The sequence below is a fragment of the Pseudomonas sp. AC083 genome, from assembly GCF_979253165.1.
In genome coordinates, this window is sequence record NZ_CEEDDH010000015.1 from 129,570 (window position 1) to 156,403 (window position 26,834).

General features: G+C 60.3%; 26 protein-coding genes. 15 read left to right on the forward strand and 11 right to left on the reverse strand.

What is annotated here, in order from left to right; translation table 11 throughout:
* Positions 1-102 precede the first annotated feature (102 nt).
* The 5 genes from AC0IXA_RS20620 to dksA form a co-directional block, all read right to left on the reverse strand.
* A complete protein-coding gene (locus tag AC0IXA_RS20620) occupies positions 103-1,539 on the reverse strand; it encodes a sigma-54-dependent transcriptional regulator (protein ID WP_039761623.1) in 1,437 nt (478 codons plus the stop codon).
* 22 nt (positions 1,540-1,561) lie between these two features.
* A complete protein-coding gene (locus AC0IXA_RS20625; RefSeq protein ID WP_024014332.1) occupies positions 1,562-4,516 on the reverse strand; it encodes a sensor histidine kinase in 2,955 nt (984 codons plus the stop codon).
* Positions 4,500-4,676: a hypothetical protein gene (locus AC0IXA_RS20630; protein WP_003176118.1), complete on the reverse strand. Its 177-nt coding sequence runs from the start codon at positions 4,674-4,676 to the stop codon at positions 4,500-4,502. Before AC0IXA_RS20630 ends, AC0IXA_RS20625 begins: the two co-directional genes overlap by 17 nt.
* Positions 4,677-4,753: 77 nt before the next feature.
* Positions 4,754-5,647 carry a tRNA glutamyl-Q(34) synthetase GluQRS gene (gene gluQRS, locus AC0IXA_RS20635; RefSeq protein ID WP_110646737.1) on the reverse strand — a complete coding sequence of 298 codons (894 nt, stop codon included), beginning with the start codon at positions 5,645-5,647 and terminating at the stop codon, positions 4,754-4,756.
* Positions 5,648-5,858: 211 nt separating this feature from the next.
* The gene (gene dksA, locus AC0IXA_RS20640) at positions 5,859-6,302 is read right to left on the reverse strand and encodes an RNA polymerase-binding protein DksA (protein ID WP_016773167.1); all 444 of its coding nucleotides are present in this window, start codon (positions 6,300-6,302) and stop codon (positions 5,859-5,861) included.
* A gap of 332 nt (positions 6,303-6,634) precedes the next feature.
* Here dksA and AC0IXA_RS20645 point away from each other — a divergent pair, with 332 nt between their 5' ends.
* Together AC0IXA_RS20645 and sfsA are read left to right on the forward strand one after the other, a co-directional pair.
* The gene (locus tag AC0IXA_RS20645; RefSeq protein WP_471814414.1) at positions 6,635-7,804 is read left to right on the forward strand and encodes a pyridoxal phosphate-dependent aminotransferase; all 1,170 of its coding nucleotides are present in this window, start codon (positions 6,635-6,637) and stop codon (positions 7,802-7,804) included.
* Positions 7,804-8,517 carry a DNA/RNA nuclease SfsA gene (gene sfsA / locus AC0IXA_RS20650; protein WP_024014329.1) on the forward strand — a complete coding sequence of 238 codons (714 nt, stop codon included), beginning with the start codon at positions 7,804-7,806 and terminating at the stop codon, positions 8,515-8,517. Before AC0IXA_RS20645 ends, sfsA begins: the two co-directional genes overlap by 1 nt.
* Here sfsA and AC0IXA_RS20655 read toward each other — a convergent pair.
* Positions 8,514-8,831 (reverse strand): Rieske (2Fe-2S) protein, encoded by a 318-nt coding sequence (locus AC0IXA_RS20655; RefSeq protein WP_016773170.1) that lies wholly within the window; start codon positions 8,829-8,831, stop codon positions 8,514-8,516. The genes sfsA and AC0IXA_RS20655 overlap by 4 nt on opposite strands.
* A 164-nt stretch (positions 8,832-8,995) precedes the next feature.
* On the opposite strand from AC0IXA_RS20655, the gene AC0IXA_RS20660 reads away from it, so the two are divergent.
* From AC0IXA_RS20660 to AC0IXA_RS20675, 4 genes are read left to right on the forward strand one after another with little or no spacing between them, the layout of a single operon-like run.
* On the forward strand, positions 8,996-9,868 hold the full coding sequence (locus AC0IXA_RS20660) for a heme/hemin ABC transporter substrate-binding protein (protein WP_341639197.1): 873 nt from the start codon (positions 8,996-8,998) through the stop codon (positions 9,866-9,868).
* Positions 9,869-9,918: 50 nt separating this feature from the next.
* Positions 9,919-10,902, forward strand: a complete 984-nt coding sequence (locus tag AC0IXA_RS20665; RefSeq protein ID WP_191622376.1) for a FecCD family ABC transporter permease — start codon at positions 9,919-9,921, stop codon at positions 10,900-10,902.
* Positions 10,902-11,669 carry a heme ABC transporter ATP-binding protein gene (locus AC0IXA_RS20670; RefSeq protein ID WP_125918138.1) on the forward strand — a complete coding sequence of 256 codons (768 nt, stop codon included), beginning with the start codon at positions 10,902-10,904 and terminating at the stop codon, positions 11,667-11,669. The genes AC0IXA_RS20665 and AC0IXA_RS20670 overlap by 1 nt, the downstream gene beginning before the upstream one ends.
* A 19-nt stretch (positions 11,670-11,688) precedes the next feature.
* Positions 11,689-12,537, forward strand: coding sequence for a ChaN family lipoprotein (locus tag AC0IXA_RS20675; RefSeq protein WP_471814415.1), 849 nt, complete (start codon positions 11,689-11,691; stop codon positions 12,535-12,537).
* Between the two features lie 233 nt (positions 12,538-12,770).
* Here AC0IXA_RS20675 and AC0IXA_RS20680 read toward each other — a convergent pair whose 3' ends face one another.
* The 4 genes from AC0IXA_RS20680 to AC0IXA_RS20695 all read right to left on the reverse strand — a co-directional run bounded on the left by AC0IXA_RS20680 (position 12,771) and on the right by AC0IXA_RS20695 (position 16,136).
* On the reverse strand, positions 12,771-13,565 hold the full coding sequence (locus tag AC0IXA_RS20680; RefSeq protein WP_471814416.1) for a Crp/Fnr family transcriptional regulator: 795 nt from the start codon (positions 13,563-13,565) through the stop codon (positions 12,771-12,773).
* 15 nt (positions 13,566-13,580) lie between these two features.
* Complete coding sequence (locus tag AC0IXA_RS20685) at positions 13,581-13,853, reverse strand: TfoX/Sxy family protein (RefSeq protein ID WP_016773175.1); 273 nt, start codon at positions 13,851-13,853, stop codon at positions 13,581-13,583.
* A 290-nt stretch (positions 13,854-14,143) separates the two neighbouring features.
* On the reverse strand, positions 14,144-14,488 hold the full coding sequence (locus AC0IXA_RS20690) for a pentapeptide repeat-containing protein (protein ID WP_073475441.1): 345 nt from the start codon (positions 14,486-14,488) through the stop codon (positions 14,144-14,146).
* Between the two features lie 91 nt (positions 14,489-14,579).
* Complete coding sequence (locus AC0IXA_RS20695) at positions 14,580-16,136, reverse strand: bifunctional aminoglycoside phosphotransferase/ATP-binding protein (RefSeq protein ID WP_341639193.1); 1,557 nt, start codon at positions 16,134-16,136, stop codon at positions 14,580-14,582.
* Positions 16,137-16,252: 116 nt separating this feature from the next.
* Here AC0IXA_RS20695 and mrcB point away from each other — a divergent pair, with 116 nt between their 5' ends.
* Genes mrcB through AC0IXA_RS20710 form a run of 3 tightly spaced genes read left to right on the forward strand, consistent with a single transcriptional unit; the run spans position 16,253 to position 19,678 of the window.
* The gene (gene mrcB / locus AC0IXA_RS20700) at positions 16,253-18,577 is read left to right on the forward strand and encodes a penicillin-binding protein 1B (protein ID WP_016773178.1); all 2,325 of its coding nucleotides are present in this window, start codon (positions 16,253-16,255) and stop codon (positions 18,575-18,577) included.
* 16 nt (positions 18,578-18,593) lie between these two features.
* Positions 18,594-19,343: a tetratricopeptide repeat protein gene (locus AC0IXA_RS20705; protein WP_263471300.1), complete on the forward strand. Its 750-nt coding sequence runs from the start codon at positions 18,594-18,596 to the stop codon at positions 19,341-19,343.
* Positions 19,343-19,678, forward strand: a complete 336-nt coding sequence (locus AC0IXA_RS20710) for a YqcC family protein (RefSeq protein ID WP_341639191.1) — start codon at positions 19,343-19,345, stop codon at positions 19,676-19,678. The genes AC0IXA_RS20705 and AC0IXA_RS20710 overlap by 1 nt, the downstream gene beginning before the upstream one ends.
* A 117-nt stretch (positions 19,679-19,795) precedes the next feature.
* Here the strand turns inward: AC0IXA_RS20710 and AC0IXA_RS20715 are convergent, their stop codons facing one another.
* On the reverse strand, positions 19,796-20,212 hold the full coding sequence (locus AC0IXA_RS20715; RefSeq protein ID WP_471814417.1) for a DUF4124 domain-containing protein: 417 nt from the start codon (positions 20,210-20,212) through the stop codon (positions 19,796-19,798).
* Between the two features lie 399 nt (positions 20,213-20,611).
* On the opposite strand from AC0IXA_RS20715, the gene AC0IXA_RS20720 reads away from it, so the two are divergent.
* The 6 genes from AC0IXA_RS20720 to msrQ all read left to right on the forward strand — a co-directional run bounded on the left by AC0IXA_RS20720 (position 20,612) and on the right by msrQ (position 26,599).
* Positions 20,612-22,336, forward strand: coding sequence for an acetolactate synthase 3 large subunit (locus tag AC0IXA_RS20720; RefSeq protein WP_039761986.1), 1,725 nt, complete (start codon positions 20,612-20,614; stop codon positions 22,334-22,336).
* 2 nt (positions 22,337-22,338) lie between these two features.
* Positions 22,339-22,830, forward strand: coding sequence for an acetolactate synthase small subunit (gene ilvN, locus AC0IXA_RS20725; RefSeq protein WP_003176102.1), 492 nt, complete (start codon positions 22,339-22,341; stop codon positions 22,828-22,830).
* 46 nt (positions 22,831-22,876) lie between these two features.
* Entirely contained in the window at positions 22,877-23,893 is a 1,017-nt protein-coding gene (gene ilvC, locus AC0IXA_RS20730) for a ketol-acid reductoisomerase (RefSeq protein WP_003228216.1), read from the forward strand.
* Positions 23,894-24,041: 148 nt separating this feature from the next.
* Positions 24,042-24,899 carry a CDP-diacylglycerol--serine O-phosphatidyltransferase gene (gene pssA, locus AC0IXA_RS20735; protein WP_471814418.1) on the forward strand — a complete coding sequence of 286 codons (858 nt, stop codon included), beginning with the start codon at positions 24,042-24,044 and terminating at the stop codon, positions 24,897-24,899.
* Between the two features lie 63 nt (positions 24,900-24,962).
* Positions 24,963-25,976, forward strand: a complete 1,014-nt coding sequence (gene msrP / locus AC0IXA_RS20740; protein ID WP_024014317.1) for a protein-methionine-sulfoxide reductase catalytic subunit MsrP — start codon at positions 24,963-24,965, stop codon at positions 25,974-25,976.
* Positions 25,976-26,599 (forward strand): protein-methionine-sulfoxide reductase heme-binding subunit MsrQ, encoded by a 624-nt coding sequence (gene msrQ / locus AC0IXA_RS20745; RefSeq protein ID WP_400558069.1) that lies wholly within the window; start codon positions 25,976-25,978, stop codon positions 26,597-26,599. Before msrP ends, msrQ begins: the two co-directional genes overlap by 1 nt.
* Positions 26,600-26,834 lie beyond the last annotated feature (235 nt).

A 26,834-nucleotide genomic window follows, 5' to 3' on the forward strand; every position in this document is an offset into this window, starting at 1 on the left:
GGGGTTTCGTTACCGATAACCCCGGCTTCTGTTACGTGAATCGACTGCGGTAACAGTTTTTTCACATTGTCATGCGTTACCCGCGCACGCGGTGGGTAACGCTCAGCTCTCGCTGGCAACCCCGGTCTTGCGCCGTGGAATGCCCAGACGCTGGCGGCGTTCCCACAGGCATTTGCGGCTGACGCCGAGTTTGCGTGCCAGTTCGGTCTCGGTCATGTGGTCCTGATGCTCGAGGACGAAATGCTGGAAATAGTCTTCCAGCGACAGATCCTCGGTCGGCTCATGGCTGCTGTTGCTGGCGTTACCGCCGGTTTGCGGCGGCAGACCGATGAACTCGTCGTCTTCCAGATCGCTCAGCTCGATGTCGATGCCCAGCAGGTCGGCCGAGATCTCCGGGCTTTCGCTGAGAATCACCGCGCGCTCGACGGCGTTTTCCAGCTCACGCACGTTACCCGGCCAGGAATAGTGCCGGATCGCCTGTTCGGCATCGGCGGCGAATTTCAGGTCGGTGCGGTTGATCCGCGCGCTCTGGCGAGCGAGGAAGGCATTGGCGATTTCGTTGACGTCGGCGCCACGCTCGCGCAGCGGCGGCAGCTTCAGGGCAATCACGTGCAGACGGTAATAAAGGTCTTCACGGAACTGGCCGATTTTCGCCAGGCTCTTCAGATCGCGGTGAGTTGCAGCGATCAGGCGCACATCGACTTTCTGCGACTGCACCGAACCTACGCGGCGAATTTCGCCCTCCTGCAGAACCCGCAGCAAGCGAGCCTGGGCTTCGAGGGGCAGTTCGCCGATCTCATCGAGAAACAAGGTGCCGCCGTCCGCCGCTTCAACCAGACCGGCGCGACCGGCGCTGGCGCCGGTGAACGCGCCTTTCTCGTGGCCGAACAGTTCTGATTCGATCAGGCTTTCCGGAATCGCCGCGCAGTTCACCGAAATCATCGGCGCCTTGGCGCGTTTCGACAGATTGTGCAGGGCACGGGCCACCAGTTCTTTACCGGTACCGGACTCACCCTGAATCAACACGTTGGAGTCGGTTGGCGCGACTTTGCGGATCTTGCTGTACAGGTCCTGCATCGGTGGGCAGGAGCCGATGATGCCAATTTCACCATTGCTGTTATCCACAGCAGCTTTGCCATTGCCAGCGGCAGGCTTGCTCGCCGTAGCTTCGCCGGCAGCCGGCGCCGACTGGCGATCGCGCAGGATCCGCGCAACCGCCTGGAGCATTTCATCGTGGTCGAACGGCTTGGCGATGTAATCGACCGCGCCCATTTTCATCGAGTCGACCGCCGAGCGCAGGCTGGCGTAACTGGTCATGATCAGCACCGGCGTGCCCTGGCCGAGCTTGATCAGCTCGGTGCCCGGAGCGCCCGGCAGGCGCAGGTCGCTGACGATCAGATCGAACGTAGGAATGGTGAAGCGTTCTTGTGCTTCCTGCACTGATCCGGCTTCGCTGACCTGGTACTGGTTGCGTTCCAGCAGGCGGCGCAAGGCGGAGCGGATAATGGTTTCGTCTTCGACGATCAAAATGTGCGGCATTGATTCGATACTCTCGACGGTCTCAGTTCACAGCGGACGTCGCTTCGACATGACGCGGTAAGGTCACCCGGATACGGGTGCCGCGTTGGCTTTGTACATCAGCCGGGCTGTCGATGGTGATTTGTCCATAATGCTCTTCAACGATGGAATAGACCAGTGCAAGGCCCAGACCGGTGCCTTCACCCGGATCCTTGGTGGTGAAGAAAGGTTCGAACAATCGGTCCATGATGCTCGACGGAATGCCACTGCCTTCGTCTTCGACGATCAGATCGACCGTGTGTTCGCCGGCTTCGCTCTTGACCCGTACCGCACTGTGCGGCGGCGAGGCGTCGCGGGCGTTGGAGAGCAGATTGATCAGCACCTGGGCGAGCCGTTGCGGGTCGCCTTCGACCCAATGATCGGGATCGCACAGGTTGTAGAACTGCACTTCGAAATTGCGCCGGTTCAGCGCCAGCAGTCCAATGGCGTCCTGCGCGACTTCGGCCAGACACACTGGTTCGTCGTTGTGCTGATGGCTGCCGGCATGGGCGAAGCTCATCAGCGACTGGACGATGCGCGAGACGCGTTTGGTCTGCTCGAGAATCTGCCCGCTGATTTCCGTCAGCTCGCCGTCGTCTTCACGCTCTTCGCGCAGGTTCTGCGCCAGGCAGGCGATGCCGGTGATCGGGTTGCCGATTTCGTGGGCCACACCCGCTGCGAGTCTGCCGATGCTGGCCAGCCGTTCGGAATGCACCAGTTTGTCTTCGAGCATCTGCGTTTCGGTCAGATCCTCGACCAGTAACACCAGGCCACTGTTACCCGGGGCCAACGGCTCGTCGATTGCCGCTTTGTGCAGATTCAGCCAGCGGGTCTGACCATCGAGGGCCAGATGCTGTTTGTGCAAATGCTCGTCGGGCAGGTTGATAAAGCCTTGCAGCAGTTCTTTCCACGGGTTGGCGATGGTGCTCAAGCGAGAACCGACCACTCGCTGCGCGGCGATGCCGGTCAGCTCTTCCATCGCCTTGTTCCACATCAGGATCTCCTGATCCTTGGCCAGCGAGCAGACGCCCATCGGCAGTTCCTGCAAGGTCTGGCGGTGGTAGCGGCGCAGGGCGTCGAGCTCGGCGGCCAGGCCGGTGAGGCGCGAGTGGTAATCCTCGAGACGGCTTTCAATGAAGTGAATGTCTTCGGTGACGTAGTTTTCGCCGCCAGCCTTATAGGGCAGGAAAGTTTCCACCATATCCTGCGCAACGCTCGGGCCCATCAGGCCGGACAGGTTGGCCTCAATGCGGTCGCGCAACCGGCGCAAGGCATACGGCCGGCGTTCATCGAAGGGCAGATACAAGTCGCGCAGCGCTTGCTCGACTTCTTTCTGCGCTGCCTTGGCGCCGAGCGGTTTGGCCAGTTGCGTGGCGAATTCCTGCGGCGAGGCGGCGTGCAGCTCGCGGCGTTGCGGGCGGCGCACGTTGTCCACCGCACAGGCTTCGGCGGCGCTGGCTTCTTCCGGGCTGGCGTTGGTGAACAGCGAGATCAAAGTGAACATCAGCACGTTGGCGGCCAGCGAGGCGATGGCCGCCATGTGCCAACTGGTGTCGTCGAGCACGTAGATCATGTTCAGCAGCGGGATATAGAAACCCTGCAGATTGCCGACCAGCGGCAGCAGCATGGTCACCACCCAGACCGTGATCCCCGCCAGCAGACCGGCAATGAAACCACGGCGGTTGGCGGTCGGCCAGTACAACACCGACAACACCCCAGGCAGAAATTGCAGGGTCGCAACAAACGCGACGATGCCGAGGTTGGCCAGATCCTGCTCGACGCCGAGCATCAGGTAGAAACCGAAACCGGCCATGATGATCGCCACGATCAGCGCCCGGCGGGTCCATTTCAGCCAGCGGTAGATATTGCCCTCGGCCGGCGGCTGATAGAGCGGCAGCACCAGATGGTTCAGCGCCATGCCCGACAAGGCCAGGGTGGTGACGATGATCAGGCCACTGGCGGCGGACAGGCCACCGACATAGGCGAGCAAAGCCAGCGGTTTGCTGTTGGCGGCAATGCCGATGCCGAGGGTGAAATATTCCGGGTCGGTGGTGGCGCCGAGTTTCAGCCCGGCCCAGAGAATCAGCGGTACGGCGAGACTCATCAACAGCAGAAACAACGGCAGGCCCCAACTGGCGCTGACCAGCGAGCGCGGATTGAGGTTTTCCGTAAAGGTCATGTGATACATGTGCGGCATCACGATCGCCGAGGCGAAGAACACCAGCAGCAGCGTGCGCCACGGACCTTCCTGCAACGGCGTGTGCAGGGCGGCGAGAGCGGTCTGGTTTTGCAGCAGCCACAGTTCGAGCTGTTGCGGGCCGTCGAACACGCCATACAGCGCGTACAGGCCAACGCCGCCGAGAGCGATCAGTTTGATGATCGATTCGAAGGCAATCGCAAAAACCAGCCCTTCATGTTTCTCGCGCGTAGCGATGTGCCGGGAACCGAAGAAAATCGTGAACAGAATGATCAGCGCACAGAACGCCAACGCCACGCGGCTCTGCACGCGTTCTCCGGTGAGAATGCCGATCGAGTCGGCCACGGCCTGAATCTGCAGGGCCAGCAACGGCAGCACGCCAATCAGCATGAAAATCGTGGTCAGCGCACCGGCCCAGGTGCTGCGAAAGCGGAAGGCAAACAGATCGGCCAGCGACGACAGTTGATAGGTGCGGGTGATCTTCAGGATCGGATAGAGCAGCACCGGCGCCAGCAGAAACGCACCGGACACGCCGAGATAACTGGACAGAAAGCCGTAACCGTACTGATAGGCCAGGCCCACCGTGCCGTAGAACGCCCAGGCGCTGGCGTAAACCCCCAGCGACAGGGTGTAGGTCAACGGGTGGCGAATGATCGCGCGCGGGATCATGCCCCGTTCGCTGACCCAGGCAACGCCGAACAGCGCCGCCAGGTACGCGGCGCTGATCAGGATCATCTGGGTCAGGCTAAAGCTCATCGGCATCTTTTTGGCTCTGCAGGATGAAGGTCACGACAATCAGGATCAGCCAGAGCAGATAAGGGCGATACCAGGCGCCCGTCGCGTCGATCCACCAGTCCATGATGGCGGGGGAGAACAGGTAGATCCCGACGACCAGAAGCAGGACCAAGCGATAGATGTACATCCCGGCCTCTCTTTTTTATGCGCGTGCCCGAAAACGTGCGGCGATGGTAACGGATGGGCGCGCGACTGCAAGTGTCGTCATTGCAGTTGCGCTTCGGGCAGGGTCAATGTGCGCGGGATCCGGTCGGCATCCCAATGCGCGCTGCCCCAGGCCAGCAGTTCGCCCGGCGAAGCGTGAGCCAGTTCGGTGCCGGGATTCTGCCCCAGCGCGCGCAAGGCCCGCAGCAGCAACGGCGTGGCCTGATCGGCTTCGAGCGGCGGCGAGCGGTAGGACTTGCCGAGTTTGTTGCCGTCCGGCTGGGTGATCAGCGGCAGGTGCAGATAACGCGGCTGTTTCAGACCGAGCAGTTCTTGCAAGTACAGCTGACGCGGCGTCGAATCGAGCAGGTCAGCGCCGCGCACGATGTCGGTAATGCCTTGCCAGGCGTCATCGAGCACCACCGCCAGTTGATAGGCGTAGAGACCATCGCGCCGACGGATGACGAAGTCGCCTACGTCGCGGCCCAGGTGCTGGCGGTATTCGCCCTGCACGCGATCAATGAAGTGGTATTCCAGCTCCGGCACGCGCAGGCGGATCGCGGCGTCGTGCTGTTCATGCCCGGCATTGCGGCAAAACCCCGGATAAATCCCGTGATAGGGCTCCAGTTGTTTGCGCGAGCAGGTGCAGGCGTAGGCCAGACCGTGATTGAACAGGCTGTCGAGCACTTCGGCATAAGCCGCGTGTCGATCGCTCTGGCGGACCATTTCGCCGTCCCATTCGAAGCCGTAACTTTCCAGCGCCTTGAGAATCGCCGCTTGCGCACCGGGCTCTTCGCGCGGCGGATCGAGATCTTCCATGCGCACCAGCCAGCGCCCACCGACGGAGCGGGCGTCGAGGTAAGACGCCAACGCAGCGACCAGCGAACCGAAGTGCAGGTGGCCACTGGGGGTGGGGGCGAAGCGGCCGATGTAGGCGGGGGATTTGGCAGTCATGGAGGCGATAAAGGCTATTCAGAATTTGAGCAGGTTACCTCTGTGGGAGCGAGCCTGCTCGCGAAAGCGCTGTGTCAGGCAATAATGAGCTGTCTGAAGGGACGCTTTCGCGAGCAGGCTCGCTCCCACAGAGGCAGAAGCAGGTTCCGCGGGCAAAACACAGAAACAAAAACGGAGCGTTCGCACGCTCCGTTTTTCGTTCAGGCCGAGATTACTTGCCGACCTGCTTTTCCTTGATTTCCGCAAGGGTCTTGCAGTCGATGCACAGATCCGCTGTCGGGCGGGCTTCGAGGCGCTTGACGCCGATCTCGATGCCGCAGGACTCGCACCAGCCGTACTCTTCGTCTTCGATCAGTTGCAGCGTCTTGTCGATTTTCTTGATCAGCTTGCGCTCGCGATCGCGGGCGCGCAGTTCGAGGGCGAACTCTTCTTCCTGGCTGGCACGGTCGGCCGGGTCAGGGAAATTGGCCGCTTCGTCTTTCATGTGATCAACCGTGCGGTCGACTTCCTGCATCAAGTCCAGTTTCCACTTGTTCAGGATCTTGGTGAAGTGCGCGCGCATTGGAGCGCCCATGTACTCTTCACCCGCCTTCGAAACATAAGGTTCGAAGCCGCTGATCGTGTCTTTCTGCTGTTGCTTTGCTTGGGTGGACATGAAATAGACCGCCTCTACTCTTGTAATCCATTGCGCAGGATTGCTCCATCACCGACACCTGCCGGCCCTGCGGCTGCAAGCGGGCGAACTTACCAGATCAAATCAGCCTGCGCTACTCCCGGATGTCGAGCCCCCGGCGGGTGGCGCTTGCAGATGTCTGACAAGCCGTGTCTGTGGGAAGGGAGACCTGTTCAATCACTGATTTTAGTCAATCCTGGAGCGTACGTTCAGATCGTTACAGTCCAGCGTTCTTGAGGCTGTGACCTTCACGGGTTCTCGCTCGTTCCGGCAGACAGGTAGAATCGTCTCTTTTTTCCGTCGAAGGCATTCCAATGGGCCCCTACAGTACGCGCAGTCGTGCGATCGAACCGTTCCATGTGATGGCGCTGCTGGCGCGGGCCAATGAATTGCAGGCCGAAGGCCACGACGTGATCCATCTGGAAATCGGCGAGCCGGACTTCACCACCGCCGAGCCGATCATCCGCGCCGGACAAGCCGCGTTGACCGCCGGCAAGACCCGTTACACCGCCGCCCGCGGCATTCCCGAACTGCGCGAGGCGATCGCCGGGTTCTACCAATCGCGTTACGGTCTGAATATCGACCCACGGCGGATTCTGATCACGCCGGGCGGCTCCGGCGCGCTGTTGCTGGCCAGTGCCCTGTTGGTCGATCCGGGTAAACACTGGCTGTTGGCAGACCCCGGCTACCCGTGCAATCGGCATTTCTTGCGGCTGGTCGAAGGCGCGGCGCAATTGGTGCCGGTCGGGCCGGAGGTGCGTTATCAACTGACCCCGGATCTGGTCGAGCGGCATTGGGATCACGACAGTGTCGGCGCCCTTGTCGCTTCGCCGGCCAACCCGACGGGCACTTTGCTGACCCGCGATGAACTGGGCGGATTATCCACAGCGATCAAGGCCAGACACGGGCATTTGGTGGTGGATGAGATCTACCACGGCCTGACTTACGGCACCGATGCCGCCAGTGTGCTGGAAGTCGATGACAGCGCATTTGTCCTCAACAGTTTCTCCAAGTATTTCGGCATGACCGGCTGGCGCCTGGGCTGGCTGGTCGCACCGGATGCGGCGGTCAGCGAGCTGGAAAAACTCGCGCAGAACCTCTACATCAGCGCGCCAAGCATGGCGCAATACGCGGCACTGGCTTGTTTCGAGCCGGCCACCATTGCGATTCTCGAAGAACGCCGCGCCGAGTTTGCGCGCCGTCGCGACTTCCTCCTGCCGGCGCTGCGTGAACTCGGTTTCAACATCGCCGTTGAGCCGGAAGGCGCGTTTTATCTGTACGCCGATATCAGCCGTTTCGGCGGTGATGCCTTCGCATTCTGCCGACATTTCCTCGAAACCGAGCACGTTGCCTTTACGCCGGGACTGGATTTCGGTCGTTATCAAGCCGGCCATCACGTGCGTTTCGCTTACACACAGAACCTCGCACGTTTGCAGGAAGCGGTTGAGCGCATTGCGCGCGGCTTGAAGAGCTGGCAAGGCTGATGCGCTTTTATCCTGCTCTGGAAGAAGCGCGGCTGATTCGCCGATATAAGCGTTTTCTCGCCGATATCGAAACCGTTAGCGGCGAATTGCTGACCATTCACTGCCCCAACACCGGTTCGATGCTCAATTGCCAGGTCGAGGGCGGGCAGGTCTGGTTCAGTCGCTCCAATGACCCGAAACGCAAATTGCCCGGCACTTGGGAAATTGGCGAAACCCCGCAGGGCCGGCTGTTTTGCGTCAACACCGGGCGCGCCAACGGCTTGGTCGAAGAAGCCTTGCAGGCGGGCGTGATCACCGAGTTGAACGGCTTTACCGCGTTGAAGCGTGAGGTTGCCTACGGACAGGAAAAAAGTCGCATCGACTTCCGCCTCGAATACCCCAGCGGCCCGGCGTATGTCGAAGTCAAAAGCGTCACCCTCGGCTTCGACGGCACGGCGGTGGCGGCGTTTCCCGATGCGGTGACCCAGCGCGGCGCCAAACATCTGCGCGAGCTGGCGCATCTGGCGCGCGACGGCATTCGGGCGGTGCAGTTGTACTGCGTGAACCTCACCGGCATCGATGCCGTGCGCCCGGCCGAGGAAATCGATTGGGCTTACGCCGAGGCGCTGCGTGAAGCGGTCGCCTGCGGTGTTGAGGTGTTGGCCTACGGTGTGCGCCTTGACCACGAAGAAATGGTCATCGACCGCCGACTCGACGTGCGGCTAAACGGTTAAACGTCGACCCACACGCCTTGTGTATCTTCCCGGCATTCAATTGCCGTGAGCGACTGCCCGGCGCAGGGGCCGGCGACGCATTCGCCGTCCTCGATCAGAAACAGTGCGCCATGGGTAGCGCACTGGATCAGGCTATTGCTCGGATCGAGAAACTGGTCGGGCTGCCATTCCAGCCCGACGCCCCGGTGCGGGCAGCGATTGAAATAGACAAACACCTTGCCGCCACGACGCACGGCAAACAGCTTTTTGCCTTCGATTTCGAAACCGCGACTGCCGGCTTCGGCCAGATCGCTGCCGGCGCAGAGAAACTTCATGGCTATCCTCAAATGTCCGCTCGTGTCTGGATATGTCCGAGCTTGACGTTCAAATGCAAACAATTATCAAATGGCGACCTTCTCCCACAGGGAGTCTGGCCGTTGCCGAGGATACTTGGCTCGCTGCGCCGATGCCCGGGAAACCTTGTTCAAGGAAGCTGCGTATGCGCCTGAAAACCCGCGTTGCCGTACTGTGCGTCGGCCTTTTTCTCAGCCATCAGGCGAGCGCAGCGGATTTACCGCAACGCTGGGTCAGCGCTGGCGGCGCGCTGTCGGAATGGGTCAGCGCGCTGGGTGGCGAGTCAAAACTGGTTGGGGTCGACACCACCAGTCAGCATCCCCAATCGTTGCAGGCCCTGCCGAGTATTGGTTATCAGCGCAGCCTGTCGGCCGAAGGCATCTTGAGCCTGCGCCCGGACATTCTGGTCGGTACCGAAGAAATGGGCCCGCCGCCGGTTCTGGCGCAAGTCAAAGCGGCCAAGGTCAAGGTCGAGTTGTTTTCAGCCCAGCCTGATCTGCCGACATTGGAAAAGAATGTCACTCATCTGGGCCAGTTGCTCGGCGCACAAAGCCAGGCAGCGCAGCTGCTGCAGAGTTATCAACAGCAGCTCCAGGCGCAGAAAGCGCGCGTTGCCCAAGTGCAGGCCACGCAGAAAGCTCCGGGCGTGTTGCTGTTGCTCGGGCACGCTGGCGGCAAGCCGTTGATCGCCGGCAAGGACACTGCCGCCGATTGGTTGCTGCAACAGGCTGGCGGGCACAACCTTGCGACGCATAGCGGCTACAAACCGTTTTCTGTCGAATCCCTCGCCAGCCTCGATCCCGAAGTGCTGGTGTTCGCTGACCGTGCGCTGACCGGCGAGGCCGCAAAAGCGGCATTGTTCAAGGAAAACCCGATCCTCAATTCCAGCCGTGCTGCCAAGAGCGGGCGGGTGATGGAGCTGGATCCGACGCTGCTGGTTGGCGGTCTCGGGCCACGGTTGCCGGCTGCTTTGCAAACCCTGACGGACGGTTTCTACCCGGCCAAGGGCGGCCAATGACCACACTGGTCAAACCCCGTGGCTTGTTCATCGGCCTGACATTGTTGTGTCTGCTCGCGATCTGGCTGTCGCTGGCATTGGGGCCGGTGAGCCTGCCGCTGTTTGACACTTTGCGCGCCGCGCTGCGTCTGGTTGGCGTGCCGCTGGCGCCGGAGGGGCTGGAGCAGGCCGAGCTGATTCTCGGCCAGATCCGCCTGCCGCGAACCTTGCTCGGCTTGGCGGTCGGTGGCGTGCTGGCGCTGTCCGGCGTGGCGATGCAGGGTCTGTTTCGTAATCCGCTGGCCGATCCGGGGCTGGTCGGGGTGTCCAGTGGCGCGGCACTTGGCGCAGCGATTGCGATTGTCGGCGGTTCTTTATTCGGCGGCCTGCCGGAGTGGTTCGGGCCGTATCTGTTGTCGGTGTGTGCGTTTCTTGGTGGTCTTGGGGTGACGGCGCTGGTCTATCGGCTGGGCCGGCGCAACGGTCAGACCCACGTGGCGACCATGTTGCTGGCCGGTATCGCGCTGACGGCGCTGGCCAGTTCGGCGGTCGGCCTGTTCACTTATCTGGCCGATGACGCGACGCTGCGCACCCTGACCTTCTGGAACCTCGGCAGCCTCAACGGCGCCAGTTACGCGCGGCTGTGGCCCTTGCTGATCATCACCATCGGCGTGGCGCTGTGGCTGCCGCGTCGGGCCAAGGCATTGAATGCCTTGTTGCTCGGTGAATCCGAGGCCGGTCATCTGGGCATCGATGTCGAACGGCTCAAGCGCGAACTGGTGTTCTGTACAGCGCTGGGTGTCGGCGCGGCGGTGGCGGCTGCGGGCATGATCGGTTTTGTCGGGCTGGTGGTGCCGCATCTGGTGCGCCTGCTGGCCGGCCCGGATCACAAAGTTCTGCTGCCAGCCTCGGTGCTGGCCGGTGCAAGCCTGTTATTACTCGCCGATTTGGTGGCGCGCTTGGCGCTGGCGCCGGCGGAGTTGCCGATCGGCATTGTCACCGCGTTTATCGGCGCGCCGTTCTTCCTTTATCTGCTGCTGCGAGGGCGTGCCTGATGTTGTCTGCGCACAATCTGCATGTCCGCCGTGGCCGCAAGGCTGTGCTCAGTGGAGTCACGCTCAGGCTCGAACCCGGTCAAGTGCTTGGCGTGCTGGGACCGAACGGCGCCGGCAAAAGCACCTTGCTCGGCGCCTTGTGTGGTGAGTTGCCCGCCAGCGACGGCAATGTCTCGCTCGATGGTCAGACGTTGAGCCACTGGAGCGGAACGCAGCGGGCACAACGACTGGCGGTGTTGCCGCAGGTTTCGACGCTGGATTTTGCCTTCGCCGTGGAAGAGGTCGTCGGCATGGGCCGTTTGCCGTACCAGACCGGGCGCGTACGTGATGATGAAATCGTCGCGGCAGCGCTGGCCGCCGCCGATGCCGGTCACTTGGGTGGGCGCAGCTATCTGGCATTGTCCGGTGGCGAGCGTCAGCGCGTGCATCTGGCGCGGGTGCTGGCGCAACTCTGGCCGGGTCAGGCCGGGCAAACCCTGTTGCTCGACGAACCGACATCCATGCTCGATCCGCTGCATCAGCACACCACCTTGCAGGCGGTGCGCGAGTTCGCCGATCGCGGCGCGGCGGTGCTGGTGATCCTGCATGATCTGAATCTGGCGGCGCGCTATTGTGATCGCGTGCTGTTGCTGGAGGAGGGGCGCCCGGTTGCGCTGGATACTCCGCAGCAGGTGCTGCGTCCGGAAACGCTCAAAGCGGTGTTCGGCCTGGAGGTTTTGGTGCAGCCGCACCCGGAGCGTGGGCATCCGCTGATCATCGCCCGCTGAATCATCATTGAGGTGTTGCATGCGTGGATTGTGGTTGTTGGCGCTGGTGTTGCTCGCGGGGTGTCAGCACGTGGCGGCTCCGCCAGTGGGCGCTGATATCCGCGATCTGCGCAGCGGCGAGGTACTTACGGCGCAGCAATTGCTGACGCGTCTGGCTGAGCCTGAGCGTTTGATCATCGGTGAGCAGCACGACAACGCCGATCACCATGCCGCACAGTTGTGGCTGTTGCAGTCGCTCGGCGAGCAGCGAGCGCAAGGCAGTCTGCTGCTGGAAATGCTTTCGCCGGTTCAACAAGCGAAAGTCGATGCGGCACGCCAGTCGAAATCCGTTCCGGCAGATCTGCCCGCGGCATTGGCCTGGCAAGAGGGCTGGGACTGGAATCTTTACGGGCCAATCGTGCGCTTTGCCCTGTCGCAGCCGTATCCGTTGCTGGCGGCCAATCTCGATGACAGCGAAATCCGCGCGTTCTACCGCAATCCACCTGCTCTGAACGGTCCGCGCAGTAATGCGCTTTCGGTTAAAAAAACCTTGCTTGGGCAAATCAGTGAATCCCACTGCGGCTTGCTGCCCGAATCACAGATGCCTGCGATGTTGGCAATTCAGCAGCAGCGTGATCGACGCATGGCCGAACGCATGCTGGCGGCGCCGATGCCTTCGATTCTGCTGGCCGGTGCCTGGCATGCGCGCAAGGATGTCGGCGTGCCGCTGCATCTGTTGGATCTCGGCGCTGGCAAGGCGCCAATCGTATTGATGCTGGCCGAGCAGGGCGCTGCGGTATCGGCGGCGATGGCCGATTACGTCTGGTACACGCCGGCCAGGCCGAAGCCGGATTACTGCGAGCAGATGCGCCAACAATTCGCTAAATGACTTTTCCACAGGCAAAAAAAGACCCGGTAAAAAACCGGGTCAAATAACCGTGATTAGCCTGATGAGGAGATAATCTGAGAGTCCGAACCAAGGGCTTTTCAGAATATCGACTGATCTCGCGACCAGTTGTGATAATCATAGCGATTCTCATTACCGCGTCAACCGCTGATTTCGCAAATCTGTAATTTAGTTTTGCGAGCGGTGGTGAGGCCCTGTGAATAAAGGGCATTGCGCTAGGTGCGCTGCGTCGTCAACTGCGTGATCTGGCGATTCAACTGGCCGATGCGTCGAGCCATTCCCTCAATCAGGCTATGGGCGATCTTCGGATTGCTGCGGGTCATGCTCAAAAATTGATCACCGGGAATCAACATCACCGTGCTCGGCACGGACGTCACCACCGAAGCGTTGCGCGGCTCGCCGGTAAACAACGCCATGGCGCCGAAAATCTCGTCCTTGGCCACGTCGCCTACCTTGTGCCCGTCGAGGAACGCCTCGGCATGCCCGTCAATAATCACAAAGACATGATCCGCTGCATCGCCCTGTTGGATCAGCACGGCGCCGGCCTCGACCCGTTTGAAGCCGTTGGTGCTGCGAAACTCCCGAGGTTTCAGCTCGGCCACGGCATGGGCGAGCAGCGCCATTTGCCCGAGCAGATAGCTCAGCAACTGCTCCGCTCGATCAGGGTCGGCATACAAATGCTGCAAAACCTCAGCGCGCCCATAGGGCACCAGGCGCACAGCGCTGTCGCTGCAAATGCGGCAGTCGCTCCATTGCTCGCCACGTTGCAGGCCGAGCAGATCACCTTCCTGCCAGTAGAACAGCGCACGGCCCGCGATGCAGCCATGTACCACGCCCTCGCTCAGCAGAAACAACTGATCGCTCGGCACCTGTGCAAACAGATCGTCCGTAGCCTCCAGCTCGATGACCGGCGCGCACGGCGACAAATCCTGCAGCCACTGCCCAGGAAGATTCTGCAAGCGATTGATCAATGCGTCGGCGTGGGCCGATTGTTCCCCCAGTAAATACATGGCGTCAGCGCCTGTTCAGTTCTTGTGACGCGCGGAAATGGCTTCGAGCTGTTTGTTCAAGGCGTCCTTGCGCTCGGCGGGGATATCGTTCCAGTGCACGTCCATCAACGCGCCCTCGATCGCATACAACAACACCTTCGATGCGCGAAACCCCCGAGTACGCACGGCCCGGTAGGCATCCACTGCACCGAGGCGACGCAAGTCCGAGGCGCTGTGGATGCCCACGGCATGCAGCCATTGCGCCGATGTCTTGCCAAGATTTTTCAGGTGTTGCAGTTCATCATTCATCAAGCCTCCTTGCGACGGCCGAATGGTGCGTGGGCGAGCTTCTCAGCAGTGTAGCCATCAGTAGGAAAAGCGTGGTTGTTTGGTCGGATTCGACGCAAAAGCTTCTAAGAAAGGGGAGTGAAAGACCTGCGAACGCAGAAGGAAGGCGAGTTAGGCGATTAACAATGTGGGAACGAGCCTGCTCGCGAAGAGGGCGTATCAGACACAATCGATATCAACTGACACTACGCCTTCGCGAGCAGGCTCGCTTCCACAGGGGAAAGGCGTGGTGTCAGGAAGATATCCAGATTTCAGCGGGTGCGATAGCGCAACCGCGTGCCGAAATTCATCGACATCAGAATCTCGTCAGCACTCAGCTCCGGCGGAAAGTACGCCCCGGAGATTTGCGCATGGGCCAGGCTGGCGCCTTCGAGCGAAGCCTTGCGGAAGTCGATGCCGCGCAGATCGGCGGAGCGGAAGTACGCATCGCGGAAATCCACGCCGTCGGCGTTCAGCTCGCGCAGGTCGAGACCACGGAAATCGCCGCCGACCATGTCGATCGGACCATCCAGTGGCCGTTCCTTGTTGAAGCCTGCGACGTCATCTTTGTGCAGCAGGGCGTAAAGCGGAGTGTCGAGCAGTTTGGGCTGGCTCATGTCAGATCACCTGTTGGTTTTATGACGCCAGTATAGTGCCACTATTTGACGGCCGTGAAGCGGGCGAGGGCTTCACGGCCGAAATAGTTTTTTACAGGCCTGGCAGGCGCTGACGAATCTGCGCGACTACGGTATCCAGTGTCCCGGATTCATTGGTCTGTACGCGTTTGCTGCGCAGGATTTCTTCCGGCGTCAGCGCTTCGCGATTCGCCTGCTGCGCTTCGATCACGGCGAGGGTGGCGTCGGACGGATCTTTCTGGTCGGCCTGACGCATCGCCAGCCAGCTCTCGATCACCGCTTGCGGGGCGTTGCAGTCGAGGATCAGGAATGGCGCGCCGGTGGCTTCGGCAATCTTCGCCGCGTTATCGCGCTGCTCGCGCTTGAGGTAAGTCGCGTCGATCACTACCGGGAAACCAGCGTGCAGAATTATCTCGGCGATTTCGTGCAGGCGCGCGTAGGTCGCGGCGCTGGCGTCGGCGCTGTAAATGCCGGCCTGCACATCGTTGGTAACCGTCTGCTCACCGAACAGGCGCTTGCGCTCGACATCGGAACGCAGGCGAATTGCGCCCAGTGCTTCGACCAGTCGCATGGCCACATGGCTCTTGCCGACTGCGGAAACACCGTGGGTAATGGCCATGAAGCGCGAAGGAATGGTGCTGTAGCTTTCCGCCAGGTTGGCGTAGTTGCGGTACTGGCGCAGGGTGGTGGCGCGCTGCACCGCAGTCGCGTCGGCCGGCATGCTGAACAATGCCACCTTGGCTCGCACCAGCGCGCGGTAGGCTTTATAGAAGTTCAGCACTTCCAGGCCCTCATAGTCGCCGGTCAGTTCCAGGTACTGGCTGATGAGGCGACGCGCCAACGATTTCAGGCCACGGTCTTCCAGGTCCATGGCGAGGAAACCGGTGTCGGCCCAGACATCAGTGAAACGGAATGGCTCGTTGAACTCGATGCAGTCGAAGATCACCACGTTGCCGTCGATGACCGTGGCGTTGCCCAGGTGAATGTCGCCGTGGCATTCACGGGTAAAACCTTGCGCCTTGCGCTGGGCGAACAGGGGCTTGAGGCGCTCGAAGCTGCTTTCGGCCCAGGCTTTCAATGCCTCAAGTTGCAGCAAGTCGTTTTTGTCGCTGAGGAATGGCAGGATCTGCTCGAAGTTTTGCGCGACCGGCGCCATCACGCTGTCCGGTGTGCCGGCGTCGTGTTCGGCCGGGACTTTCGGTGCGTGAAGGTGGAAGTGCGCGATCTGCTCAGCCAGAGCATCGATGTGCTGAGTAGTCAGCTCGCCATTGGCTTGCAGGGTGCTGAGCAAGCCGCTCTGGGGGAACTGGCGCATTTTCAGCACGTATTCGATAGCCGGGCCGTCGCCGCCCAGTTGTGGTGCTTCGACGCTGCCGGTTACCGGCAACACGTCCAGATACAAATCAGCGGTCAGACGCTGGTTCAGGCGCAGCTCTTCCGCGCAGAAATGCGCGCGTGCATCGAGGCTGGTGAAGTCGAGAAAGCCGAAATTCACTGGCTTCTTCACTTTATAGGCGAAGGGGCCAGTGAGGATCACCCACGAGATGTGAGTTTCGATGACCTGAAATCCTTCGACGGGATGCGGGTAGAGGGCCGGGTTTTGCAGGGCAGCGATCAGGGACTGGCTCACGGGCGATCCTTCAGAGGCGGGGGAATTCGAGGCGGCCATTATGGCTGCTTGCCCGCCTGACGCAAACCTCTGCGCGTGCCTGTTGAGGATCGATAAAGTGCGTATAATCCGCCGCCATGACTCGATCCCGATCCCCCCGTACCAAGAAAAAACCACCAGCCAAGGGCCTCAGCCCATGGTTGAGCTGGGCCATTAAACTCAGCCTGGTCGGCCTTGTAGTGCTGGCCGGCTTCGCCGTTTACCTCGATGCCGTGGTGCAGGAGAAGTTCTCCGGCAAGCGCTGGACCATCCCGGCCAAGGTATACGCGCGCCCGCTCGAGCTGTTCGTCGGACAGAAGCTCAGCAAGGACGATTTCCTCACCGAACTCGATGCCCTCGGCTATCGCCGCGAAGCCGTGAGCAATGGCCCCGGCGCCGCCGCCGTCAGCGGCAATACGGTTGACCTGAACACCCGTGGCTTCCAGTTCTATGAAGGCCTTGAGAAACCGCAACCGGTTCGCGTGCGCTTCTCCGGCGATTACGTTGCTGAGCTGTCCGCGACCAACGGTTCGAAGCTGTCGGTGGTGCGCCTCGAGCCGCTGATGATCGGCGGCATTTACCCGAAAAATCTTGAAGACCGCATCCTGATCAAACTTGATCAGGTGCCGCCGTACTTGCTCGAAACCCTGATCGCCGTCGAAGACCGCGACTTCTACAGCCACTGGGGCGTGTCGCCGAAATCGATCGCCCGCGCCGTGTGGATCAACACCTCCGGCGGCAAGATGACCCAGGGCGGCAGTACGCTGACCCAGCAGTTGGTGAAGAACTTCTACCTGACCAGCGAACGCAGCCTGACTCGCAAGCTCACCGAAGCGATGATGGCGTTGCTGCTCGAACTGCATTACGACAAGAAGGAAATCCTTGAGGCCTACCTCAACGAAGTCTTTGTCGGCCAGGACGGTCAGCGCGCGGTGCACGGTTTCGGTCTGGCCAGCCAGTTCTTCTTCGGCCAGCCTTTGTCCGAACTGAAACTGCATCAAGTGGCGTTGCTGGTCGGCATGGTCAAGGGGCCGTCCTACTACAACCCGCGTCGCAACCCGGAGCGCGCGCTGGAGCGGCGTAATCTGGTCCTCGACGTGCTGGCGCAGCAAGGCGTGGCAACCCCCGAACAGGTCGAAGCGGCGAAGAAAATGCCGCTCGGCGTGACGACTCGCGGCAAGCTCGCCGACAGCTCGTTCCCGGGCTTTATCGACCTGGTCAAGCGTCAGTTGCGCGAGGACTACCGCGACGAAGACTTGACCGAAGAAGGCCTGCGCATCTTTACCAGTTTCGACCCGATTCTGCAGATGAAAGCCGAAGCCTCGGTCAATGACACGTTCAAGCGTCTGGCCGGGCGCAAGGGCTCGGATGACGTCGAAGCGGCGATGGTCGTGACCAACCCGGAAACCGGTGAAGTCCAGGCGATGATCGGCAGCCGTCAGGCCAGTTACGCCGGGTTCAACCGTGCACTGGATGCGGTGCGCCCGATTGGTTCGTTGATCAAACCGGCGGTGTATCTGACCGCACTGGAGAAGCCGAGTCAGTACACGCTGACCAGTTGGCTGTCGGACGATCCGCTGTCGGTCAAGGGCGCCAACGGTCAGGTGTGGAAGCCGCAGAACTACGATCGCCGCTCCCACGGTACGGTGTTTCTCTATCAGGGCCTGGCGCATTCCTACAACCTGTCGACCTCGCGCCTGGGCCTGGAAGTCGGTGTGCCGAATGTGCTCAAGACCGTGGGTCGCCTGGGCGTTACTCGTGAGTTCCCGGCGTTCCCGTCGATGCTGCTCGGTGCCGGCGGCATGACGCCGATCGAAGTGGCGACCATGTATCAGACGCTGGCCAACGGTGGTTTCAATACGCCGATGCGCGGCATTCGCAGCGTGCTGACCGCCGAGGGCGAGCCGCTCAAGCGTTATCCGTTCCAGATCGAACAGCGTTTCGACCCGGCCTCGATCTACCTGATCCAGAACGCCATGCAGCGGGTGATGCGTGAAGGTACCGGCAGTTCGGTTTATAACGTGCTGCCCAAGACCCTGACCCTGGCGGGCAAGACCGGTACCAGTAACGATTCGCGCGACAGCTGGTTCGCCGGTTTCAGTCAGGATCTGCTGGCAGTGGTCTGGCTCGGCCGCGACGACAACGGCAAGACGCCGTTCACCGGGGCCACCGGTGCGCTGCAGGTCTGGACCAGTTTCATGCGCAAGGCCGATCCACTGCCGCTGGACATGCCGCAGCCGGACAACGTCGTGCAGGCCTGGGTCGATTCGCGCACCGGCCAGGGCTCCGATGCCAACTGCCCCGGCGCGGTACAGATGCCGTATATTCGCGGCAGCGAGCCGCCACCCGGCGCCGCGTGTGCAAGCGAAACACCTGCCTCGCCGGAGTCGGTGATGGACTGGGTCAAAGGCTGGATGAATTAAGCAAAGAGGGTTTCAAGTGAACAAGTGGTTGATTCCAGCGGTGACCGCCGTGGCTTTGCTCAGCGGCTGCTCCACCGTACAGCGTGGTTCCATTCCGGTAGTGGATTCGGGTACGGCCGTGTCCAACAGCGAACGCATCGGTGCCAATGGCGGTTTCCGCCAGACCACGGTCAAGCGCCCGGCGCAGGGCCAGCCTCAGGCGATTCCGCAAGGCGATACCGGCGTGGTGGTGATGGTGCCGGGCGGCGGTGCTGCGGTGTCGACACCGATCAGCTCTTCGCCGATCGTCCCGGGGCCGGCATCCGGCGGCATCACGTCGGGGCCTTACAACCCGTCGGCGGTTGAGTCGGCGCCGATCAACTCCGGCAGCTACAGCATGCCGTCGACGCCAAGTGGCATTCCTTCGGCCAGCAGTGGCGGTGGCCTGTCGGCGGATGAGCAACTGGACGGTCCGGTACTCGCCTTGCTGACCACCGCGCAACAGCAACAGGCCGGTGGCGACCTCAATGGTGCTTCTTCCAGCCTGGAGCGGGCGCAACGTGTCGCCCCGCGCGAGCCACAAGTGCTTTACCGTCTGGCGCAGGTGCGCATGGCCCAGGGCGATGCGCCGCAAGCCGAGCAATTTGCCCGTCGTGCGCTGACCATGGCCAACGGTCGTCCGGACCTGCAAGCCAGCCTGTGGGAAATCATCGCTCAGTCTCGTGAGAAACAAGGCGATTCCGCCGGCGCCGCACTGGCCCGTCAGAAGGCCAAGGTTTCCCTGTGATGGATGTGCGCTTCCCGAAAATCGCCGATCAGCTGTTGCTGATCGAACGCGAGCTGCGCACCCAGGGTTGGTGGGATGAAGTTCAGCCGTCCGCCGAAGCCCTGAGCAGTGTCGAGCCGTTTTCGGTCGACACGCTGGACTTCGAGCAATGGCTGCAATGGATCTTCCTGCCGCGCATGAAGCTGATCCTCGAACAGGATCTGCCCTTGCCGAACGCCTCGGGCATTCAGGAAATGGCGGAAATGGTCTTCGCCCAGCGCAACCTTGGCGGCAAGGATCGGCAGTTGCAGGTGCTGCTCAAAGAGTTTGACCTGCTGATCACTGCATCTCGCTGAGCGCGGTTGTGTAGGAGCTTTGTAGGAGCTGCCGAAGGCCGCGATCTTTTGATCTTGCTCTTCCAACAAGTCAAAAGATCGCAGCCTTCGGCAGCTCCTACACATCCTTCGAAACGATTACGAACAATTCTCCTTAATCTGCTTCTTCGCTTCGACGATGCGTTCCTGACGCTGTGTATCGTCGAGCCTGCGCACATCCCCCTCGACCTCCTCACGCAAACGCGGGTTGTTCTGCAGTTGCGCCAGGTTCGTGCGTGCCTGCTCGCAAAAGGCCTTGAGCTGCGCCTGCTGCTCGGCGACCTGTTTCTTCACCTTGGCATCAATGGCTTTCTGATCGCCAAGTACCCCGCCGCCCTGTATCGGCGCCGCTTTCGGAGTGGGCGAGGAGGGCGTCTGCAGGGTCGTGGACGGTTGGCCCTGCGGCGGCTGTGCATCGAAATGCGTGACACCTTGGGCGTCGACCCATTTGTAGATTTGAGCGGCCGAGCACCACGGGCTGAGGCCGATCAGCAGAGTGAGGAGGAGCGTTCGCATGCTGATTCCTTGGCAAAAATGCGCAATTGACGCTAACAGAGTAGCGCTTTTCAGGTTTTTTCTTGCGTTCTCATGTGCTTACCCACAATTAACCACACAGACGACTTGACTTGCAGAGGGCGAAACAGAAGAATCCAAAGTCCGCTGTAGAGGGACTGCCAGAAGCAGACCCACTCGGTAGATCATGAGGCGCACATCCGCGCCGACCTGTTACACCCGCAACGCGTTACCTCGCGCTGGGTGGGAAAGGCCCGCAACACTTGGGACGATCCCAATACTTGCTCAGTCAGTGCTGACGTAGTCGGCGACCACCGTCGCTCATGCTCTGCCGAGAAGTAAACCTATTAAGACCCGCCCCTTTTTTGTGGACGGTATTCTGGCGTTTTAGAGGTGAACAACGTGGAGCTTTTATCTGGCGGTGAGATGCTTGTCCGCTTTTTGCGTGACGAAGGCGTCAAATATATCTACGGGTACCCGGGTGGTGCTCTCCTGCATGTTTACGATGCCCTGTTCAAAGAACCGGAAGTGACCCACATCCTGGTTCGTCACGAACAAGCGGCGACCCATATGGCTGACGGCTACGCCCGTGCCACCGGTAAAGCCGGCGTGGTATTGGTGACTTCCGGTCCAGGCGCCACAAACGCCATCACCGGTATCGCCACCGCCTATATGGACTCGATTCCGATGGTGATCATTTCCGGTCAGGTGCCAAGCACCATGGTCGGCACCGACGCGTTCCAGGAAACCGACATGATCGGTATCTCCCGGCCGATCGTGAAGCACAGCTTCATGATCAAGCATGCTTCGGAAATCCCGGAAGTCATGAAGAAGGCCTTCTACCTGGCGCAATCCGGTCGTCCGGGCCCGGTCGTGGTCGACATCCCGAAAGACATGACCAATCCGGCCGAAAAGTTCGAATACGTTTTTCCGAAAAAAGCCAAGCTGCGTTCCTACAGCCCGGCCGTTCGCGGTCACTCCGGGCAGATCCGCAAAGCAGCAGAAATGTTGTTGGCGGCCAAGCGCCCGGTGCTGTACTCCGGCGGCGGCGTGATTCTCGGCAATGGCTCCGCGCAACTGACCGAACTGGCAAAAATGCTCAACCTGCCGGTGACCAACACCTTGATGGGTCTGGGCGCTTTCCCAGGCACTGACCGTCAGTTCATCGGCATGCTCGGCATGCACGGCAGCTACACCGCGAACCTGGCGATGCACCATGCCGACGTGATCCTCGCAGTGGGCGCACGCTTCGACGATCGGGTGATCAACGGCCCGGCGAAATTCTGCCCGAACGCCAAGATCATCCACATCGACATCGACCCGGCGTCGATTTCCAAGACCATCAAGGCCGACGTGCCAATCGTGGGTCCGGTCGAGAGCGTCCTGACCGAAATGGTCGCGATTCTCAAGGAAATCGGCGAGACCCCGAACAAGGAGTCCGTAGCCAGTTGGTGGAAGCAGGTCGATGAATGGCGCGGTGATCGCGGCCTGTTCCCTTATGAAAAGGGCGACGGCAGCAAGATCAAGCCGCAGACCGTGATCGAAACCCTCTGCGAAGTGACCAAGGGCGACGCCTTTGTGACCTCCGACGTCGGTCAGCATCAGATGTTTGCCGCGCAGTACTACACGTTCAACAAGCCGAACCGCTGGATCAACTCCGGTGGTCTGGGCACGATGGGCTTCGGTCTGCCAGCCGCGATGGGCATCAAACTGAGCTTCCCGGACGACGACGTTGCCTGCGTCACCGGCGAAGGCAGTATCCAGATGAACATCCAGGAGCTGTCGACCTGCCTGCAATACGGCTTGCCGGTGAAGATCGTCATCCTCAACAACGGTGTGCTGGGCATGGTTCGCCAGTGGCAGGACATGAGCTACGGCAGCCGTCACTCGCACTCCTACATGGAATCGCTGCCCGACTTCATCAAACTGGCTGAAGCCTACGGCCACGTTGGCGTACGCATCACCGAATCGAAAGATCTGAAGTCGAAGATGGCCGAAGCCTTCGCCATGAAGGATCGCCTGGTGATCATCGATGTTGCGGTCGACACCAGCGAGCACGTCTACCCGATGCAGATCAAAGACGGCTCCATGCGCGATATGTGGCTGAGCAAGACGGAGCGTACTTAATCATGCGGCACATTATTTCCCTGCTTCTGGAAAACGAACCCGGCGCTCTGTCTCGCGTAGTCGGCCTGTTCTCGCAGCGCAACTACAACATCGAAAGCCTGACCGTGGCCCCGACCGAAGACCCGACCCTGTCGCGTCTGACGCTGACCACCGTGGGCCACGATGAAGTAATCGAGCAGATCACCAAAAACCTGAACAAGCTGATCGAAGTGGTCAAGCTGGTGGACCTGTCGGAAAGCGCTCACATCGAGCGTGAACTGATGCTGGTCAAGGTCAAGGCCACTGGCGCCCAGCGCGCCGAGATCAAACGCACCACCGATATCTACCGTGGGCAGATCGTCGACGTCAGCGCCAGCGTGTATACCGTTCAGTTGACCGGTACCAGCGACAAGCTCGACAGCTTCATTCAGTCCATCGGCACCGCATCGATTCTGGAGACCGTCCGTAGCGGCGTGACCGGCATTGCTCGCGGCGACAAAGTACTCAGCATCTAAACCAAATTAGCGCATGGCCTGAACGGCCGGATATAAGGGGAAATTCATGAAAGTTTTCTACGATAAAGACTGCGACCTGTCGATCATCCAGGGCAAGAAAGTTGCCATCATCGGTTACGGCTCCCAGGGCCACGCTCAAGCGTGCAACCTGAAAGACTCCGGTGTCGACGTTACCGTCGGTCTGCGTAAAGGTTCGGCCACCGTTGCCAAAGCCGAAGCTCACGGCCTGAAAGTGACCGACGTTGCTTCCGCTGTTGCCGCTGCCGACCTGGTCATGATCCTGACCCCGGACGAGTTCCAGTCCTCGCTGTACAAGAACGAAATCGAGCCGAACATCAAGAAAGGCGCCACTCTGGCCTTCTCCCACGGCTTCGCGATTCACTACAACCAGGTTGTTCCGCGTGCCGACCTCGACGTGATCATGATCGCGCCGAAAGCCCCGGGCCACACCGTGCGTTCCGAGTTCGTCAAAGGCGGCGGTATCCCTGACCTGATCGCGATCTACCAGGACGCCTCGGGCAACGCCAAGAACGTTGCGCTGTCCTACGCCGCTGGCGTCGGTGGCGGTCGTACCGGCATCATCGAAACCACCTTCAAGGACGAGACCGAAACCGACCTGTTCGGCGAACAAGCCGTTCTGTGCGGCGGTACCGTTGAACTGGTAAAAGCCGGTTTCGAAACTCTGGTTGAAGCTGGCTACGCGCCGGAAATGGCCTACTTCGAGTGCCTGCACGAACTGAAGCTGATCGTTGACCTCATGTACGAAGGCGGTATCGCCAACATGAACTACTCGATTTCCAACAACGCCGAGTACGGCGAGTACGTGACTGGCCCGGAAGTGATCAACGCCGAATCCCGTCAGGCCATGCGCAACGCCCTGAAACGTATTCAGGACGGGGAATACGCCAAAATGTTCATCAGCGAAGGCGCAACCGGCTACCCTTCGATGACCGCCAAGCGTCGTAACAACGCCGCTCACGGTATCGAAATCATCGGCGAGCAACTGCGCTCCATGATGCCGTGGATCGGTGCCAACAAGATCGTCGACAAAGCCAAGAACTGAGTCGTCGTCCCTTGTACGAAAAACGCGGCCTCGGCCGCGTTTTTTCGTTTGGGCCGGTGCTTCTGGTATAAAGCTGCATCGTTTGTGGCCGAACTGTCGTCCTCAAGCTTCTGTCGAATTTTTTCCAAACCGTTGCAAGGTAATGTCCATGAGCGAACGTCCCGAAGAGCCGAACAAGGCTTCCGACGCCGAAAGCCTGCTGCCCATCGATGAGCACATCGAAGAAGGGCACGACGCTGAAGGTCGTAAAGTCCGGCATCGTGGTATCTATCTGCTGCCGAACCTGTTCACCACTGCCAACCTGTTCGCAGGCTTCTATTCCATCATCAACTCGATGAGCGCTCAGGCCGCCTTGAGTGCCGGCGACACGGTGAATGCGAGCAAGTACTTCGCCTTCGCTGCGATCGCGATCTTCGTCGCGATGGTGCTCGATGGCCTAGATGGTCGCGTGGCGCGCATGACCAATACCCAAAGTGCCTTCGGCGCCGAGTACGACTCGCTGTCGGACATGGTCGCCTTCGGCGTCGCGCCGGCATTGCTGGCCTTCGGCTGGGCGCTGGGAGACATGGGCAAGGTCGGCTGGATGGTCGCCTTCATCTATGTAGCGGGTGCGGCGTTGCGTCTGGCGCGTTTCAACACCCAGGTCGGCACGGCGGACAAACGCTACTTCATCGGTCTGGCCAGCCCGGCGGCGGCAGGTGTGGTGGCCGGTATTGTCTGGGCGTTCAGCGATTACGGCATCCAGGGTTCGAAGATGTCGTTCCTGGTGGCCTTGATGGTGGCGGCGGCCGGCATGCTGATGGTCAGCAACATCAAGTACAACAGCTTCAAGGAGCTGGATCTCAAAGGTCGCGTGCCGTTCGTGGCGATCCTGGCGGTGGTGCTGGTATTCGCTGTCGTGTTCAGTGATCCGCCGCGCATTCTGCTGCTGGTGTTCCTCGCCTATGCGGCGTCCGGTCCGGTGCAATATCTGTTGCGTCTTCGTCGTCACAAAAACGCCGAGTGATGTAATTTCCCGCATACTCCGCAGTCTATGGGTGCACCTGTCCTCCTAAGCTGCGGAGTTGTCATGTTGATCAAGATCCCCAAAGCATCCGACTGCCATGAGTCGGATGTCACGCCTGAAGCCATTTATCTCTCCCGCCGCCAATTGCTCGGCGCCACTGCTGCCGGTATTGCCGTGAGCAGCCTGCCACGCTGGGCCAGTGCCGCTGATGCCCCTCGCTACTCTGATGTCGAATCCGGCAAGGCTCCGGCCTGGTTTGCCGAAAAGCTTCCTTCTACTCAATGGGGGGCGGTCAACGTCAAGGACGAGGCGATCACGCCTTATAAAGACGCGACGAACTACAACAACTTTTATGAGTTCGGTACCGGCAAGGGCGATCCCGCGAGGAACGCTGGCGACCTGAAAACCGAACCCTGGAGCGTGGTGATTGACGGGGAGGTGGGTAAGCCGGGGCGTTATGCGCTGGAAGACTTCATGAAACCGTATCAGTTGGAGGAGCGTATTTATCGTCTGCGCTGCGTCGAGGCGTGGTCGATGGTCATTCCCTGGATCGGCTTTCCCATCTCGGCCTTGCTCAAGCAGGTCGAACCGACTTCCAAAGCGAAGTACATCCGCTTCGAAACCTTGCAGGATCCCAAGAGCATGCCCGGCCAGCGTTCCGGTTTTGCCTTGATCGACTGGCCGTATGTCGAAGGCCTGCGTCTCGATGAGGCGATGAATCCTTTGGCGATCCTCGCGGTGGGCATGTATGGCCGCGAACTGCCGAACCAGAACGGCGCACCTTTGCGTCTGGTGGTGCCGTGGAAGTACGGCTTTAAAAGTGTGAAGTCCATTGTGCGCATCAGTCTGGTCAGCGAGCAGCCGAAGACCACCTGGCAAAGCATTGCTGCCGATGAGTATGGCTTCTACGCGAATGTGAATCCTACCGTCGACCATCCACGCTGGACCCAGGCGCGCGAGCGGCGCTTGCCGAACAGCCTGTTCAAACCGAATGTGCGCGATACACAGATGTTCAACGGCTACTCGGATGAAGTCGCTTCTTTATATACAGGGCTCGATCTGCGGAAGAACTACTGATGCGTTATCCGTTCTGGCGAGTGGGCGTTTTCATTGCGACAGCGATCTGGCCATTGCTGTGGTTCTATCAAGCGTTCGCCGATCTGCTCGGGCCTGATCCGGGCAAGGTGCTGGTTGATCGTCTCGGGCTTGGCACGCTGGTGTTGCTGTTGATTACGCTGAGCATGACGCCGTTGCAAAAGCTGAGTGGCTGGGCGGGGTGGATTGCAGTGCGCCGGCAGTTAGGGCTTTGGTGTTTTGCTTATGTGACGCTGCATCTGTTCAGCTATATGGCGTTTATCCTCGGGTTCGATTGGTCACAGTTGGGCGTTGAGCTGCGCAAGCGGCCTTACATTATTGTTGGTGCGCTGGGCTTTCTCGGATTGCTGATACTGGCGGTGACGTCCAATCGTTATAGTCAGCGTCGTTTGGGCGCTCGCTGGAAGAAGCTGCATCGTTTGGTTTACCTGATTTTGGGGCTGGGTTTGCTACATATGCTGTGGATCGTCCGGGCTGATCTGGAGGAGTGGGCGATTTATGCCTTTATAGGTGGCGTGCTTTTGCTGCTTCGTCTGCCGCCGGTGACGAAGCGAATCCCGCGTTTACTGGGTAAAAAGCAGAATCTGCAAGAAAAGCGAAATTAACGGTTGACGGCAGATTCCAGAGGTCTATAATTCGCCCCACTTCCGGCGCAGTCGAAACGGAAAACTCCTTGTAATTCAAAGAGTTACGCAGTTTTCGACAGCGGCTTGCTTCAGATCATCGAGGCCTGGAAGGAGTTGAAAGAGCGGTGATGTTTGGTTCTTTTAACGGTTCGATCTTCTCGGTCGAAAGCGGAGAAAAAGAGGTGTTGACAGCAGCGATTAACGCTGTAGAATT